Origin of the sequence: Faecalibacterium sp. BCRC 81149, from assembly GCF_022750605.1 — a bacterium.
GTDB classification, from domain to species: Bacteria; Bacillota; Clostridia; order Oscillospirales; family Ruminococcaceae; genus Faecalibacterium; species Faecalibacterium duncaniae.
In genome coordinates this window covers 61,850-77,483 of the sequence record NZ_QXJA01000006.1, presented here as the reverse complement: position 1 = coordinate 77,483, position 15,634 = coordinate 61,850, and the positions used below count along the sequence as shown (strand labels likewise).

Sequence of the window (15,634 nt, the reverse complement as noted above, 5' to 3'; positions counted from 1 at the left end):
TGGTCAAGGAGCCGGTGCAGTCGGTGCGGCTGGAATGCGTGGTGCACAACCCCATCCTGACCGACGGCCCCACCTGGGACTGCGCGGCGGTCAGCCTGCGGGCCATTGACCAGAACGGCAACCTGCTGCCCTACTGCGGCGAGGCCGTTCAGCTCAGCGTGGAAGGCCCGGTAAAGATCCTGGGCCCGGCCATCGTCCCCCTGCGGGGCGGCATGGCGGGCACCTACCTTGCCACCACCGGTGAAGCAGGCCGTGCCGTGCTGCACTGCCGGATGGAGGGCGCGCTGGATGTGGAGGCCGCCCTGACCGTGCGCAAGCGCTCCGGTGCAGAGAATGCCAATTAAATTTCGTCCTTTCATGGTAGATTTGCAATCTGTTCAAAGTTTTATCATGGTTGGCTGATATTCTATTGTTGTAAACGATCAAACGCCCTCTCTGTCCATGCGTCTGCGTGGCTGAGAGGGTTATTCTTGAGGACAAAGGACCGGAAATCTATGAGAGAGAAACTTCGTCAGTTTATGATCGGCCGCTATGGCACCGATGGCCTGAACCAATTCCTGAGCATTGCCTCGCTGGTGCTGCTCCTCATCGCCATCATCAGCCGGGTCAACCTGTTCACCTATCTGGGCGCGGCCCTGCTGATCTTCTGCTACTACCGCACCTTCAGCCGGAACATCTCCAAGCGCACCGAGGAGAACTATAAGTTCTACACCCTGAAGGACCGGGTGGACAACAAATTCAAGGGCTGGAAGGAGCAGTGGGCCAACCGCAAGGTCTATCACTACTACCGCTGCCCCCAGTGCCGCCAGAAGCTGCGCGTGCCCCGCGGCCGCGGCCGCATCCAGATCTCCTGCCCCCGCTGCGGCACCCAATTCATCAAGAAGAGCTGAGCCATGTTCGGATATGTTATCCCGAATCAGGCCGCGCTCAGCCCGGAGGCACAGGCGCGGTACCGCGCGGCCTACTGCGGGCTCTGCCGCCGCATTGGCGCGCTGCACGGCACCCGGGGGCGGCTGACCCTGAGCTATGACCTGACTTTTCTGGATCTGCTGCTGTGCAGCCTGTACGAGGGCGAAAGCGCCTGTGCGGCAGGTTGTGACCACTGCCCCATCCACCCCATCCGGAAGGTGGAGTGGCGTTCCAGCGGCCCCACCGATTACTGCGCAGACCTGAGCGTGGCTTTGCACTACTATAACGCGCAGGACAAGTGGAACGATGACCACAGCCTGCTGGGCCTGGGCTTTGAAAAGATGCTTGCTGCCCCCACGCAGCAGGCCGCCGCCCGCTGGCCCCGCCAGTGCAGCGCCATCCGCACCTGTCTGGATCGGCTGGCCCGGTATGAAGCCGAGGGCAGCGAGGATCTGGATGCCGTTTCCGGCTGCTTTGGGGAACTGATGGCCGAGCTGTTCGATTACAGGCAGGACCACTGGTCCCCAGAACTGCGCAGCATCGGCTTCAACCTGGGCAAGTATATCTACCTGCTGGATGCCTACGACGACCTGACCCGGGACGAGCGCAAGGGCGCATACAATCCCCTGCGTACCCTGAGCAGAGAGCCCGGGTATGAGGAAGAGATGCGGGAGATCTTTGAGCTGCTGCTGGCCAATTGCGCCCGCAGCTTTGAGCGCCTGCCCTGTGTGGAGGACGTTGACCTTCTGCGCAACATCCTGTATTCGGGCGTGTGGCTCAAATATCACTGCAAAAACGCAAAAAAGAAGGACAAAACCGCCTGATCCCGGCGGTTTTCCTTGATTTTTCCGTTCCAGTCCTGTACACTAGAGATTGCTTGTGCGGCACAGCGGCCGCACAGATGGTAATAGAGACGTGAGGAAGTAGACCGATGAGAGACCCCTATGAGGTTCTGGGCATCCAGCGCGGTGCCAGTGAAGACGAGATCAAAAAGGCTTACCGTGCCAAGTGCAAGCGCTGGCACCCTGACCTGAACCCCAACGACCCCACCGCTGAAGAGCACTTCAAGGAGGTGCAGGCGGCATACGATGCCATCACCAAGGGCGAGACCGGCCCCCAGATGGGCGGCGGCTACGGCGGCGGCTACGGCCAGCAGAGCGGCCCCTCCTACGGCGGCTATCAGCAGGGGTACCAGCAGAACGGTTACTCCAACGGGGATTTCGGAGACTTTGGCTTCGGTTATGACCCCTTCGGGTTCGGATTCGGCTTTGGCGGCAATTATCAGCAGCAGCGCGGCCCCGGCTACAACGGTGCGGACACGCCTGAGATGCAGGCCGCCCGCAACTTTATCATCAACCAGCGCTACCCCGAGGCCCGCCGCGTGCTGGACGGCATCACCGTGCGCACCGCCCGGTGGTACTATCTCTCCTCGCTGGCCAATCAGGGCCTGGGCAACAGCATTGATGCCCTGCAGGATGCCCGCCGCGCCGCCCAGATGGAGCCCGGCAACACTGAATACCAGATGAACCTGCGCAATCTGCAGGACCCGGGCCGCACCTACCGCACCCAGACCACCTACGCCCAGCCCGGCGGCCTGATGCGCTGGTGCTGGAGCATGATCCTGCTCAATCTGCTGTGCAACTGCTGCTGTGGCGGCGGCTGGGGCTGGCGGTTCCGGATGTAAGCGCCAATAAGGATGTAAGAACAAACAAAAACCTCCCTGCCGGCGTGGCAGGGAGGTTTTTTGCTCATTCAGTTATTGGATCACGATCGTCCGGCTGATCTCGCTGCTGGAGTAGTTTCCGGCAGCCTTGGCCGTCTGGACATACTCGCCGGGCTCGGTGGGGAATCCGCTCTGGGTCGTACCCAGGAAATCGAAGAGACCGCTCTTCTTTTTATAGGTGTAGGTCACCTTGCCGCCCTCGATCACCTGGCCGTCGCTTTCGACCACGGCAGTGACGTTGTAGTTCTGGGCTTCTGCCGCAGTCATGCTGGCGGGGAGCTCCTGTGCCCAGTAGACACGCACGCCTGCACTCTTGGGCTTGATGCGGAAGAACGCCATACCGGCGGTGTTCACATCACCGGATTCCAGCGCCACAGCACCGCCCACATAGCTGCCGGCTTCCGTGGGCTGCTCGTCCAGATAAATGCGGCTGAACACGCCCTCGGGCAGATATTTGCGGATGAGCTCCAGCGACAGCTTCATGCCGGTGGAGACATCCTTCAGTGTGGGGATGTAGAATTTCAGGACATCCATCACAGAGACCACTTCATCAGCCACCCGCAGCAGCACGCTCACGTCGTTGCCGTCGATCAGCTGCTTGATGTAGGCGTAGATGTTGAACTCCTCTTCCTGCTCAGGGTTCGCCGACATCTTTTTCGGCAGGGGGATCATCTTGAGCAGGGTGCGGATCTTGCCCGAAAGGATCAGGGTCACATAGCCCTGCGCTTCGCCGCTGGTGCCCATCACCACGCCGATATACTGGGTATCTGCCGGGGTGGTCTGGACGCTCAGGGTAAAGGGGGAGCCATAGGTCAGATCCCCGTCTGCGGTCAGGCGGATCGAGACAACGCTGTTGTTCTCATCCACGCCTGCGGTGGTCAGGTCAGGCAGTTCGCTGCCCGCCGAAGCCGCCAGCGCCGGTGTGGCCGCCGCACTCAGGGCGAACACTGCCGCCAGCAGCAATGAGATCAGCCGTTTGGTTTTCATCAGCCAAAGACCTCCTTTTATATAGGTTCTTGTATCATGCAAAAATAAGGGTGCGTGGAACACACAGCACAGTGTTCCCGCACCCTCATTTTACCGCATTGTACCGTACAGGTCAATAACGGGATTCAAGTTAAATTTTGCTCAGCTGCGGGCCCTGGGCGGTATCTTTGACAGCCCAGCCCATCTCGGTGAGCTGTGCGCGGATGGCATCCGCAGCGGCCCAGTCCTTGGCCTTCTTGGCGGCGGCGCGCTTTTCCACCAGCTCCGTCACCTCAGCGGGCACCTCGTCCTTCTTGCGGTTGTACATCAGGCCCAGCACGCCGGTGATCTCATCGAACGCCTTGGCGGCAGCCTCCAGCGCAGCCTTGGAGGAGGCAGCGGACAGGGTGTTGATCTCCTTGACCAGATCGAACACGGCAGCCAGCGCATCGGGGGTGTTCAGGTCATCGTCCATGGCCTTGCAGAACTTGGCGCGGGCCTCGTCTGCCTTGGCGGTCAGGGTCTCATCGGTGCCGAACTCGGTCTTGCTCAGGGCAAAATCGAGGTTCTCGCGGCAGGTGTAAAGACGCTCCAGGCTGTTCTTGCAGCTCTCGATGAGGTCCACGGTGTAGTTCAGGGGCATCCGGTAGCCTGCGGTCAGCATGAAATAGCGGATGGGCTCGTAGCCGTAGAGGTCTGCCACATCGCGGACGGTGAAGAAGTTGTGCAGGCTCTTGGACATCTTCTGGTTATCCACGTTGATGAAGCCGTTGTGCATCCAGTAGTGGGCAAACTCGCAGCCGTTGGCGCACTCGCTCTGGGCGATCTCGTTCTCGTGGTGGGGGAAGATCAGATCCTGACCGCCGCAGTGCAGGTCGATGGTCTTGCCCAGATGGGTGCGGCTCATGGCACTGCACTCGATATGCCAGCCGGGGCGGCCCATGCCATAGGGGCTTTCCCAGGCGGGCTCGCCGGGCTTGGCAGCCTTCCAGACGGCAAAGTCGGCGGGGTCTTCCTTCAGGTCATCCTCCATCTGGCTGCGCAGCTCGCGGTTGCCGCTCTCCAGATCGTCCAGCTTGAGGTGGCTCAGCTTGCCGTACTCCGGGTCGCTCTTGACGCGGAAGTAGACATCTCCGTTCTTGGCAACGTAGGCGTGGCCGGAATCGATCAGGTCCTTGACGATGTCCAGGATCTGCTGGATGTGCTCCGTTGCACGGGGCTGGACGGTGGGCTTTTTGCAGTTCAGACCGGCGGCATCCTTGAGGTACTCGGCCTCAAAGCGCTGGGCCACTTCCTTCATGGAGGTACCCTCCTCCTGGCCCTTCTTGATGAGCTTGTCATCAATATCGGTGATGTTGGAGACATAGATGACCTTGTTGCCGCGGTATTCCAGATAGCGGCGCAGGGTATCGAACACGATCAGCGGGCGGGCATTGCCGATGTGGATATAGTTGTAAACGGTGGGGCCGCAGACATAGATGCGGTATTCGCCGGGCACCTGCGGTACAAACTCTTCCTTCTGGCGGGTCAGGGTGTTGAAAATCTGCATAAGAACTCTCCTTCTTGTAGGGCAAACAAAAGCCGCAGCAAAACCTCTCAGTCTCGCTTCACTCGCCAGCTCCCCTAATGGGGGAGCCCTTGGCAAAGAGGGCAGCTCCTGCGAATCTGCCTGAAAAAACAAAAACCCTCAAAGCAATATGATATCGCATATCACTTCGAAGGCGGTTTTCAAAATCGCGGTTCCACTTCTGTTTGTCGCTCAAAGCCGATAACGGCGGCTGCCGCGCCGCGATACTCCCCAGCAGGTTTCCCGCGGCGTGCTGTCCGGGCGCACTTCACACACGCTGCTGCAAACAGGCTCCCAGCCAACGGCCCGTTCTCTCTGTCCAGCTCACCTTTGCGCTACTCTGCCCGGGTAAACGCATTTTTCCTGATACATCTGTATTATAGCCGGGCCGGGGGGAGAAGTCAAGCAGAACGCAGGCGCTGGCATTTCAGCGGCAGCTCTGCGCCGATTCAATCGATCTCGTGCTTTTTACAGAAGTGCTTGCTGGCAAAGTACATTCCCGCCCAGATGGCGATGGCAAGCACAAGGTAGAACGGGTTCTTCATGGCGGACACCAGCGACTGCCCGAAAAGGGCCATCATGGCCACCATCACGCCCTTGCCCAGCAGCATGGTGACAAGGTAGCGCTTCTCGTCAAAATCAGAGATGCCGAAGGCAAAGTGCATAAAGGACGAGGGCGTAAAGGGCAGGAGCGACAGCAAGAACAGGGACGCGGTGTCGAACCGGCTGACCCATTGCTCCGCCTTTTGCAGCTTGGCCGAGCGGCGGGCAAATTTCCAGAAAAAACGCTTGACGACACGCCGCCAGAGCAGGAACATCACAGTACCGCCCAGCATCACCCCGGCCCAGCTGTACACAAAGCCCAGAAGGCCGCCGTGGGCCGCAACGTTCAGCGCCACAATGGCGATGAGCGGCAGCGGCGGAAAAAAGGATTCCACCATCGCAAGGATCACGGGCGCAATGGGGCCAAGGCCGCCAAAGCCTTCCAGCAGGGCCTTCCAGAATTCCAGCGTTCCCAGCTGGTGGAGCCAGCCTATCATCGTCATTTCCATCCCGCGTGTTCCTTCCCTCTCATTTTTCTTTAGTATATCCGGTTTCTATGACACGCCCGTGAACAAAATACGAGCTTTTTTTGTCATATCACCTATACTACGAGACTGCGGGGGCCTTTCCTGCACAGGGCGGGGATCTTTATGCTTTTCCGGCGGCTTCAGCGGCGGCCTTTTCGGCCCGGGCCTGCATCCGCTCGATCTGCTGGGCGCGCATCCGCTCCCAGCGGGCAAGCCCGGCTTCGTCCGGGATCTGGACACAGCGGGCAAAGCTCCAGTGCAGGCCGTCCCGCCGGGCCAGCTTATAGCGCTGGAATACGCCCTTTCCAACCTCATTGCCGGTACCGGCGCAGGCAGGGCAGACCGACAAGGTATACCAGCCGCTGTTGCCCTTTTTCAGCCAGATATCATCCGGCTGCAGATTCCCGCCGCACACCGGGCAGCTGGCAGTGATGATCTTTGGGTCGCTGCGCCAGGTGGACTGCTCCACATAGCCGCGGAACACCCGGAAGTCCCGGTAATCGCCGGGGGCGGGGCAGAGACTTGCCCGCAGAGATTCCTCCTCGGTGGGGTAGGCCGCCAGACCCGCCCGCAGGTCAAGCTTGCGGCAGACATCGGCGGTGTAAAGGGTATCGGACAGGGCATCGTGGAACGGGCGCTCCATCGGGATGCCCATCCGGGTCACAACGCTTTCCAGCGTCATGCCCTCGCCCTCCTTGCGGGGGTGCTCCCGTAGGAAGATCTGCTGCAGATCATACCACTGGGTGGGGCGGCTCTCGTCCAGATTGCAGAGGAAAAGGTTCTGCTTGAGCACCGGCACGTCATCCATGCCCCACTCGGCAAACTCGGCATCCGGGCCGCACCACTGCATAAAGCGGCGCAGCCCCTGCACGATGGGCTCGCCCCGGTCCAGGTCGGCCTGGGTCAGGCCTGTCACCTTGGCGATGTGGTGTTGCAGGGTGCGGAAAATGCGGGGCCGCAGGTGGATGGCGAAGGTATCCAGCACGTTGGCATCCTCGTCGATCTTCACTGCGCCGATCTCGATGATCTCGCCCCGGAAGGTCTGCTGCACGCCATGATAATTAAAGAGATACGGCTTATAGCCGATGTTCCATTCCAGATCAAATAAAACCAGATTGCGTGGCATTGTTGTTTGTGTTCCTCTCAGTTCAGGATAAATTTTTCGATGGCCTCGGCCACGCCGTCGTGGTTGTTGTCGGCGGCGGTGACGTAATCGGCCACAGCCTTGACGGCATCCTCGGCATTCTGCATGGCAACGCCCACCCCGGCATAGGAGATCATGGAGCGGTCGTTCAGGCCGTCGCCGCAGGCCATCAGGTTCTCCCGGGTCAGGCCCATCCGCTCCAGCAGGGCGGCAAGGCTCCTGTCCTTTGCCACGCCCAGCGGCACGGCCTCGATGAAGAAGGGGCTGGAGGGGTACAGGTCGATCCGGCCCGCAAACTGCTCCTTTCCGGCGGCGCAGACAGCATCCCGCCGGGCAGGGTCAAGGGTGATGAGCATTTTGCAGATCGGATAGTCCACATAGGAGGCAAGATCATCCACATGGAGCATCGGCAGCTTTGTGGTAAAGCACTCCTTGTTTGCCCACACGTCCTGATCCCGCTCACACACGATGCCCTCGCTGTTATAGGTCAGGATGGCCACATCCTGCCGGGCTGCAAATTCGCAGAGCTCCGGGACGAACTCCGCCCCCAGCTGCACCTGATACAGGGCCTCGCCGGTCACGCAGTCCACGATCTTGCCGCCGTTGTAGGCCAGCACACAGCCGCCCTTTTTGTCCAGCCCCAGCTCCTTTGCCAGCGGCAGAATGCCCGCCGTGGGGCGGCCGGAGGCCAGCACGATGGTCACGCCCTGTGCGGCGGCGGCATCCAGCGCCGCGCGGGTGCGGGGGGTAACGATCTTTTCGTCATTGGTCAGGGTGCCGTCCAAGTCCAGAGCCAGCACCCGGATATTCGATCTTGCCATGATTTTTATTCCTCGTTCTCAGGCAGGGGCTTCCCGCCGGATATTTTATTACTTACCCATCTATTTTACAATGCTTTCCCTTTTCTGTAAAGCAGGAAACCTGTTCCCCGCCCAGAGACAAGCAAAAAAGCCGCCCGGCGAGCAAAACCGGACGGCTGAGAAGGAAGAAAACGCGTTGTTACAGGATGTCGATGTATTCCCCGGCCAGCGCCTTGTTCATGCTGCGGACAGCGCAGAACTTGCCGCACATGGAGCAGGTGTCGCTGTGGTCATCCTCAGGCAGGCGGGCATCCCGGATGGCCTTGGCGGTCTCGGGGTCGAGAGCGCAGGCGAACTGGGCATCCCAGTCCAGCACGCGGCGGGCATCGCCCATCTTGTCGTCGATATCCCGGGCATGGGGGATGCCCTTGGCGATATCGGCTGCATGGGCGGCGATCTTGGAGGCCACAATGCCCTGCTTCACATCGTCCACGTTGGGCAGAGCCAGATGCTCGGCGGGGGTAACATAGCACAGGAAAGCCGCACCGCTCATGGCGGCAACGGCACCGCCGATGGCAGCCGTGATGTGGTCATAACCGGGGGCAATGTCGGTGACGAGGGGTCCCAGCACATAGAAGGGAGCGCCCATGCAGATGCTCTTCTGCACCTCCATGTTGGCGGCCACCTGATTCAGGGGCACATGGCCCGGGCCCTCCACCATGACCTGCACGTTGTGTGCCCAGGCGCGCTTGGTCAGCTCGCCCAGACGCACCAGCTCTTCGATCTGGCAGACATCGGTGGCATCGGCCAGGCAGCCGGGGCGGCAGGCATCGCCCAGCGAGATGGTCACGTCGTGCTCGGCGCAGATCTCACAGATCTCGTCAAAGTGCTCGTAGAAGGGGTTCTCGTTGCCGGTCATGCTCATCCAGGCGAACACCAGAGAGCCGCCGCGGCTGACGATGTTCATCTTCCGCTTGTGGGTGCGGATCTGGTCGATGGTCTTGCGGGTGATGCCGCAGTGCAGGGTGACAAAATCCACGCCGTCCTCAGCGTGCAGGCGCACCACGTCGATGAAGTCCTGCGCGGTCAGGGTGGCAAGGTCGCGCTGATAGTGGATGACGGAATCGTACACGGGCACAGTGCCGATCATCACGGGGCACTCGTGGGTCAGCTTCTGGCGGAAGGGCTGGGTATTGCCGTGGCTGGACAGGTCCATGATGGCTTCCGCGCCCATATTGACGGCGCTCATCACCTTTTCCATCTCCACGTTGTAATCCTTGCAGTCGCGGGAAACGCCCAGGTTCACGTTGATCTTGGTGCGCAGCATGGAGCCGATGCCCTCGGGGTTCAGGCAGGTGTGGTGCTTGTTGGCGGGAATGGCCACCTTGCCCTCAGCCACCAGCTGACGGATCTCCTCCGTGGTGCGGTATTCCTTTTTGGCCACGATCTCCATTTCCGGCGTGACGATGCCCTTGCGGGCAGCGTCCATCTGTGTGGTATAAGTCTGCATACGCTCTGTTCCTCCAAATGACAGTTTATCTCTGAACAGCAGGGTGCTGGTCATACAGGGGTAGGGGCAGGCAGCCGTCATTCAGAAAAAGCAGTACGCTCTGGATGCCGGCACCTGCGCAAAATACGCTTTTCATGTTGGTTTTCTCCATGAATTTTGTAACGCGGCCCAAGGTGGTGCCCCCGGTTTGCCGCGGGATGACAGATTATTTTACGATCTGCTCCGCCAGTGCCTTCAGCTCCCTGCACTCGGCCTCGATGTCCTCCGCGCCGAAGATGGCGCTGACAAGGGCCACACCGTTCACGCCGGTGCCCTTGAGCCGGAGCAGGTTCTCCTTGTGGATGCCGCCGATGGCCACAACGGGGATGTCCACGGCATCGCAGATGGCTTTCATCATGCCCTCGGGCAGAACGTCCACGTCTGCCTTGGTGTGGGTAGAGAAGGCTGCACCCACGCCCAGACAGTCGGCACCGTGCCGGACGGCCTCCAGGGCCTCCTCCACGCTGTGGACGGATACGCCGATCATCATCTCATCGCCCACGCGCTGGCGCACCTGAGCAGCGGCCATATCCTCCTGCCCCACATGGATGCCCTCGGCGTGGCAGCGGATGGCAATGTCCACGTTATCGTTGATAAAAAAGGGCACGTTGTACTTTTTGCACAGGTCGTGAAGCTCAAACGCCTCCTTCAGGAAGGCTTCCTCGTCCAGCTCCTTTTCCCGCAGCTGAACGCAGGTCACCCCGCCCTTCAGGGCGCTCTCCACCTGCTGATAGAGGGTCTGACCGCCCACCCAGGCACGGTCGGTGACGGCGTAGAGCCGCATATATTCTTCAGCGCACTTCATACTTGGCACCCTCTTCCAGCTGAGCCGGAGTCATATTGTAAATGGCATCAATGATGTAATTGCGGTAGGTGGCGTTGCCGTCCAGCGGGGTCAGCCGTGCATGGGCGATCTCGCCCGCAAGGCCCATGGCGCAGACGGCGGCAGCCGCAGCCTCCAGCGGCTGGCCGGGGTTGGCGGTGATAAAGGCCGCCGTCAGGGCAGAGAGCTGGCAGCCCGTGCCGGTGATGGCACTCATCATTGGGTGGCCGTTGCGGATGCAGTAGGCTTTTGCCCCATCGGCCACGATGTCAATGGCACCGGTGATGGCCACAACAGCACCGGTCTTTGCGGCAAAAGCCTTGGCAAAGGCCACCGCGCCGTCCAGATTTTCCTCGGTGACCCTGTCGGCCACATCGGCATCCACGCCCTTGGTGGTGCCCGCGCCGGAAGCCAGCGTCTTTACCTCGGAGATGTTGCCCCGGATGACCGTGAACCGCACCTCGTCCAGCAGGCGGTAGGCCGTCTTGGTGCGCAGGGCGGAAGCGCCTGCGCCCACAGGGTCCAGCACCACGGGGTGGCCCAGTGCATTGGCCTTTTTGCCTGCCTTGAGCATGGATTCAATGGTGCGGCTGTTCAGGGTGCCAATGTTGATGTTCAGCCCGCCGCAGATGGTGGTGATATCCTCCACCTCGGCGGCATCGTCGGCCATAATGGGCGAAGCACCGCAGGCCAGCACCATGTTGGCGCAGTCGTTCACGGTGACGTAGTTGGTGATATTATGAATAAGGGGGCTTTTGGCGCGGACATTGGCAAACTGCTCTGCAAACATGACGCACCCCCGTCAGGAAAGGCTGCTCTGCATGGAGCGCAGGGCACCGGAGTGCTGCAGGCTGTACACCAGCACGCCCGCAATGACCGCACCCACAGCGGTGGAGATGAGGAAGGGCACGATGTAGGCGTAGAACGCGATGTCACCGGCGCTCTTGCCCATCAGGCAGATGGCCACCGGGTAAGCGCACAGGCCGCCCAGAATGCTGGTGCCGAACACCTCGCCCACCAGGGTGGCGATCAGATTTTTGGTCTTTGCGTAGACCAGGCCGCAGAGCAGGGCACCGAACATGCTGCCCGGGAAGGCCATCAGGCTGCCCAGACCCAGGATATTGCGGAGCAGCGAGGCCACAAAGGCCACGCCCACGCCCCACCAGGGGCCCAGCAGCACGGCGCAGAGCACATTGACCATGTGCTGCACGGGGGCGCACTTGCTGCCGAACATCGGGAAGCTGAACACACTGCCCACCACGCACAGGGCGCAGAACATTCCAGCGAGAGCCAGCTTTTTCACAGAGAATTTTTTCATTGGTAACTCCTCTTTCTCAAAAAGCGGTCGAGGCTTGCTGGCCTCCTCTCACGCCGGAACACGGCTTCCCATCGCAGTCATTTCAAGGCTCAGGGCGCTCCCCCTCAGCCCGGAGCCGCCCGTTGCGGCGGCTTGCGGCAACAAAAAACAGGAGACACCACAGCGGTGCCTCCTGCAAAAAATCATTTTCCTATGACTTCCTACGGCGGCATTATCCGCATCAGGTCAAGGGTCGAAGTTTGGTTACTTCCTCTCAGCCCGCCTTACGAGCTCCCCTGTGTTTTGTTTTTCGTAGGGTATTGTACACCCGCCGGGGCAAAAAAGCAAGAATAAGTTTTTCTTCCGCCTTTTTGCCGCCTTTTTGCCGCCTTTTTGCCAAATCGCTTTTACAATTTCCCGGATTATGTTATACTTGTCCCAAATTCCGCAGCGCCCGGGGGAGCCATTCTCTGCTTTGGGGCACTGCCCGGCACAAAAGGAGATTGAAGTTATGGGTCTCATCAAAGCAGCTCTGGGCGCGGCATCCGGCGTGATGGGCGACCAGTGGAAGGAATATTTTTATTGTGACGCTCTGCCTGCGGAGGTGCTGGCTGTCAAGGGCCAGAAACAGACCAATGGCCGCTCTGCCAACCGGCACGGCAGCGAGAACGTCATCTCGGATGGCTCTGTGATCGCCGTGGCCGACGGCCAGTGCGTGCTGATTGTGGAGCAGGGCAAGGTGGTGGACCTCTGCGCTGAGCCCGGCGAGTACACCTACAGCACCGGCACCCAGCCCTCCCTGCTCAGCGGCGGGCTGAAGGACATCGACAGCGTGTTTGCCGAGCTGGGCAAGCGGTTCAGCTTTGGCGGGCAGGCCGGTTCCGACCAGCGCATCTACTATATCAATACCCGGGAGCTCACCGGCAACAAGTACGGCACCCCCAACCCGGTGCCCTTCCGGGTGGTGGACCAGCGCGCCGGTATCGACATCGACATCGGCATCCGGTGCTTCGGCGAATACAGCTACCGGGTGGTCAACCCCATCCTGTTTTACACAAACGTCTGCGGCAATGTGGAAAACGCCTACACCCGCGACGCGCTGGACGGCCAACTCAAGACCGAGCTGATGACCGCCCTGCAGCCCGCCTTTGCCCGGATCAGCGAGCAGGGCATCCGCTACTCCGCCCTGCCCGGCCACACCGCCGAGCTGGCCGAGGCCCTGAATCAGGAGCTGAGCGCCAAGTGGAGCAGGCTGCGCGGCATCGAGATCGTCTCTCTGGGCGTTTCCGGTGTCAAGGCCAGCGAAGAGGACGAGCAGATGATCAAAGAGCTGCAGCGCAGTGCGGCCTTTATGGACCCCACCCGCGCCGCCGCGCATCTGGTGGGCGCACAGGCCTCCGCCATGCAGGCTGCCGCCTCCAACACCGCCGCCGGTCCCGCCATGGCTTTTATGGGGATGAACCAGGCCGCTGCAGCGGGCGGTGTCAACGCCCGGGATCTCTACCAGATGGGCGGCCAGCAGACCGCCGCGCAGCCTCAGGCCGCACCGGCCGCAGGTTGGACCTGCAGCTGCGGCCACACCGGCAACACGGGCAAGTTCTGTGCCGAATGCGGCAAGCCCCGGCCCGAAGCCCCGGCTGTCTGGGTGTGCAGCTGCGGTGCAAAGAACAGCGGCAAATTCTGTTCGGAGTGCGGCAAGCCCCGGCCCGCCGCCAGGTGCGCCAACTGCGGCTTTGTGCCCGCCGACCCGGCCAACCCGCCCAAATTCTGCCCCGAGTGCGGCAAGCCCTTTGGGGCCTGAGAGGGGTCTGACGCATGGCTGAAAAGACAACGAATTATCAGTGCCCGGCCTGTACCGGCCCCCTGCACTATGACGGTGCCAGCGGCAAGCTGGTCTGCGATTACTGCGGCTCGGCCTACGACGTAAAGGACATCGAGGCCCGCTACGCCCAAAAGCAGGCCGCTGCCGACACTGCCGCCGAGGGCGATGCCAAAAAAGCCGCCCGCCTGCCCCGGCAGGACAGTCCGGTGTGGAGCGAGGCCGAGGCGGAGGGCCTGAACAGCTACTCCTGCCCCACCTGCGGGGCCGAGCTGGTCTGTGACGAGACCACCGCCGCCACTACCTGCCCCTACTGCGGCAACCCCACGGTGCTGGGCGGCAAGCTCTCCGGGAAACTGAAGCCGGAGTACATCCTGCCCTTCAGGCTGGACAAAAAGGCCGCCATTGCCCAGCTGACCAGATATTACAAGGGCAAGGCCTTCCTGCCCAAGGCGTTCAAGAGCCAGAACCACATCGCAGAGATCCAGGGCGTATATGTCCCCTTCTGGCTCTACGATGCCAGGGCCGACGCGCGCGGCCGGTACGAGGGCCAGAACTCCGAGAGCCACCGCGAGGGTGATTACATGGTGACCACCACCCAGCACTACGATGTGCGCCGCGAGGGCTCGGCCGCCTTTGCCAAGGTGCCGGTGGATGGCTCCAGCAAGATGCCCAACACCCACATGGATGCCATTGAGCCCTTTGATTACGGCGACCTGAAGCCCTTCTCCACGGCCTACCTGCCCGGCTATCTGGCCGACCGGTATGACGAGGATGCCGATGCCTGTGCCGAGCGCGCCTACCGCCGGATGTACAACTCCACGGCCGATGCGCTCCACGCCACCACCGGCGGCTACAGCGAGATCCACCCCATTTCCGAGAACATCAACGTGGATATGACCCACGCCCACTACGCCCTGCTGCCGGTCTGGATGCTCCACACCCGGTGGAAGGACAAGGACTTCCTGTTCGCCATGAACGGGCAGACCGGGCGGCTCATCGGTGACCTGCCGGTGGACAAGAGCCGGGTGGCCGCGTGGTTTGCGGGCATCAGCCTGCCCCTGATGGCAGTGCTGGCGTTCCTGCTGTTGTTATAAGGGGGTGGCAGAATGAAACACACTGCAAAACACTTTGCCGCCCTGCTGGCCGCTCTGGTGCTGGCGCTCTGCCTGAGCATCCCCGCCTTTGCCGCCGCACCGCTGGTGCGGGACGAGATGGGCCTGTTCGATGCGGATACTTACAGCCAGCTGGAAGCTTCCGCCGAAGCCGCCAGCGACGGCCACGACTGCGACGTATATTTTCTCGTGGTGGACAGCATCGGTGACACCGACCAGCGCCAGTACGCCAAAGATTACTACCTTGCCAACGGTCTGGGCAGCGGCTCTGAACAGAGCGGCATCCTCTTCCTGCTGGCAGTCGGCTCCCGCAAGTATGTCACCATCACCTACGGCGGCGGCGTGACAGCCTTTACCGATTACCGCATCGAGCAGATCGAAGATGCCGTTGTCCCCTATCTCTCGGACAACGACTGGGCCGAGGCCGCCTCCGAGTACCTCTCCATGTGCGCCGACACGCTGGATTTCTACGCCGAGCACGGCGAACCGCTGGATGTTGACAACGATACCAGCGGCTGGCCCATCCTGCTCCTCATCGTCATCGGCGTGCCCATGATCATTGCCGGTATCGTCTGCGGCGTGCTGTACAGCCAGATGAAAACAGCCCGGCTCAAGACCGAAGCCAACGATTACATCGGCGCAGGCTTAAAGCTGCGGGTGCAGGTGGACAACTACACCCACACCGACCGTGTGCAGGTCTACGACCCGCCCCACGAGGAGAGCAGCAGCTCCGGCGGCTCCTCCGTGGACAGCGACGGCTTTGGCGGCTCCTCCGGCGGCTCGTTCTGAGCGCCCTTTTCTCCAGCAATAAACCACCGGTTCTGCCGGTGGTTTTCGCTTGTTTTTATTTCC

At 61.2% G+C, this 15,634-nt stretch carries 15 protein-coding genes and 1 riboswitch; of the genes, 6 read left to right on the top strand and 9 right to left on the bottom strand.

Translation table 11 applies throughout. The features are described 5' to 3' along the window. The first annotated feature begins 494 nt into the window (after positions 1-494). The 3 genes from D3F01_RS08340 to D3F01_RS08330 all read left to right on the top strand — a co-directional run bounded on the left by D3F01_RS08340 (position 495) and on the right by D3F01_RS08330 (position 2,593). Positions 495-890: a hypothetical protein gene (locus D3F01_RS08340; protein WP_005930086.1), complete on the top strand. Its 396-nt coding sequence runs from the start codon at positions 495-497 to the stop codon at positions 888-890. A gap of 3 nt (positions 891-893) precedes the next feature. Further along, positions 894-1,733 carry a DUF5685 family protein gene (locus D3F01_RS08335; protein ID WP_242887811.1) on the top strand — a complete coding sequence of 280 codons (840 nt, stop codon included), beginning with the start codon at positions 894-896 and terminating at the stop codon, positions 1,731-1,733. Between the two features lie 107 nt (positions 1,734-1,840). Continuing rightward, positions 1,841-2,593: a J domain-containing protein gene (locus tag D3F01_RS08330; protein ID WP_242887808.1), complete on the top strand. Its 753-nt coding sequence runs from the start codon at positions 1,841-1,843 to the stop codon at positions 2,591-2,593. A gap of 72 nt (positions 2,594-2,665) precedes the next feature. Here D3F01_RS08330 and D3F01_RS08325 read toward each other — a convergent pair whose 3' ends face one another. From D3F01_RS08325 to thiW, 9 genes are all read right to left on the bottom strand, one after another. Beyond that, positions 2,666-3,619: a hypothetical protein gene (locus D3F01_RS08325; protein WP_242887805.1), complete on the bottom strand. Its 954-nt coding sequence runs from the start codon at positions 3,617-3,619 to the stop codon at positions 2,666-2,668. A 130-nt stretch (positions 3,620-3,749) separates the two neighbouring features. Next, the gene (cysS, locus tag D3F01_RS08320) at positions 3,750-5,147 is read right to left on the bottom strand and encodes a cysteine--tRNA ligase (RefSeq protein WP_242887802.1); all 1,398 of its coding nucleotides are present in this window, start codon (positions 5,145-5,147) and stop codon (positions 3,750-3,752) included. Between the two features lie 467 nt (positions 5,148-5,614). Next, on the bottom strand, positions 5,615-6,217 hold the full coding sequence (locus D3F01_RS08315; protein WP_242887799.1) for a VTT domain-containing protein: 603 nt from the start codon (positions 6,215-6,217) through the stop codon (positions 5,615-5,617). A gap of 139 nt (positions 6,218-6,356) precedes the next feature. After that, on the bottom strand, positions 6,357-7,361 hold the full coding sequence (locus D3F01_RS08310) for a 3'-5' exonuclease (protein WP_242887796.1): 1,005 nt from the start codon (positions 7,359-7,361) through the stop codon (positions 6,357-6,359). Positions 7,362-7,378: 17 nt separating this feature from the next. Continuing rightward, entirely contained in the window at positions 7,379-8,200 is an 822-nt protein-coding gene (locus D3F01_RS08305) for a Cof-type HAD-IIB family hydrolase (RefSeq protein ID WP_005930117.1), read from the bottom strand. A 178-nt stretch (positions 8,201-8,378) separates the two neighbouring features. After that, entirely contained in the window at positions 8,379-9,689 is a 1,311-nt protein-coding gene (gene thiC / locus D3F01_RS08300) for a phosphomethylpyrimidine synthase ThiC (protein ID WP_242887786.1), read from the bottom strand. A gap of 205 nt (positions 9,690-9,894) precedes the next feature. After that, positions 9,895-10,533 (bottom strand): thiamine phosphate synthase, encoded by a 639-nt coding sequence (gene thiE, locus D3F01_RS08295; RefSeq protein WP_156067168.1) that lies wholly within the window; start codon positions 10,531-10,533, stop codon positions 9,895-9,897. Beyond that, complete coding sequence (thiM, locus tag D3F01_RS08290; RefSeq protein WP_242887784.1) at positions 10,520-11,341, bottom strand: hydroxyethylthiazole kinase; 822 nt, start codon at positions 11,339-11,341, stop codon at positions 10,520-10,522. The genes thiE and thiM overlap by 14 nt, the downstream gene beginning before the upstream one ends. Before the next feature lie 12 nt (positions 11,342-11,353). Next, a complete protein-coding gene (thiW, locus tag D3F01_RS08285; RefSeq protein WP_005930128.1) occupies positions 11,354-11,869 on the bottom strand; it encodes an energy coupling factor transporter S component ThiW in 516 nt (171 codons plus the stop codon). Between the two features lie 180 nt (positions 11,870-12,049). Further along, positions 12,050-12,156: riboswitch (TPP riboswitch) on the bottom strand. Positions 12,157-12,359: 203 nt separating this feature from the next. Between thiW and D3F01_RS08280 the strand changes: the two genes are divergently transcribed. From D3F01_RS08280 to D3F01_RS08270, 3 genes are read left to right on the top strand one after another with little or no spacing between them, the layout of a single operon-like run. Beyond that, positions 12,360-13,649 (top strand): SPFH domain-containing protein, encoded by a 1,290-nt coding sequence (locus D3F01_RS08280; protein WP_242887781.1) that lies wholly within the window; start codon positions 12,360-12,362, stop codon positions 13,647-13,649. A 14-nt stretch (positions 13,650-13,663) separates the two neighbouring features. Continuing rightward, positions 13,664-14,764 carry a Trm112 family protein gene (locus D3F01_RS08275; protein ID WP_242887779.1) on the top strand — a complete coding sequence of 367 codons (1,101 nt, stop codon included), beginning with the start codon at positions 13,664-13,666 and terminating at the stop codon, positions 14,762-14,764. A 12-nt stretch (positions 14,765-14,776) separates the two neighbouring features. After that, entirely contained in the window at positions 14,777-15,571 is a 795-nt protein-coding gene (locus D3F01_RS08270) for a TPM domain-containing protein (RefSeq protein ID WP_242887776.1), read from the top strand. Positions 15,572-15,634: the final 63 nt, after the last annotated feature.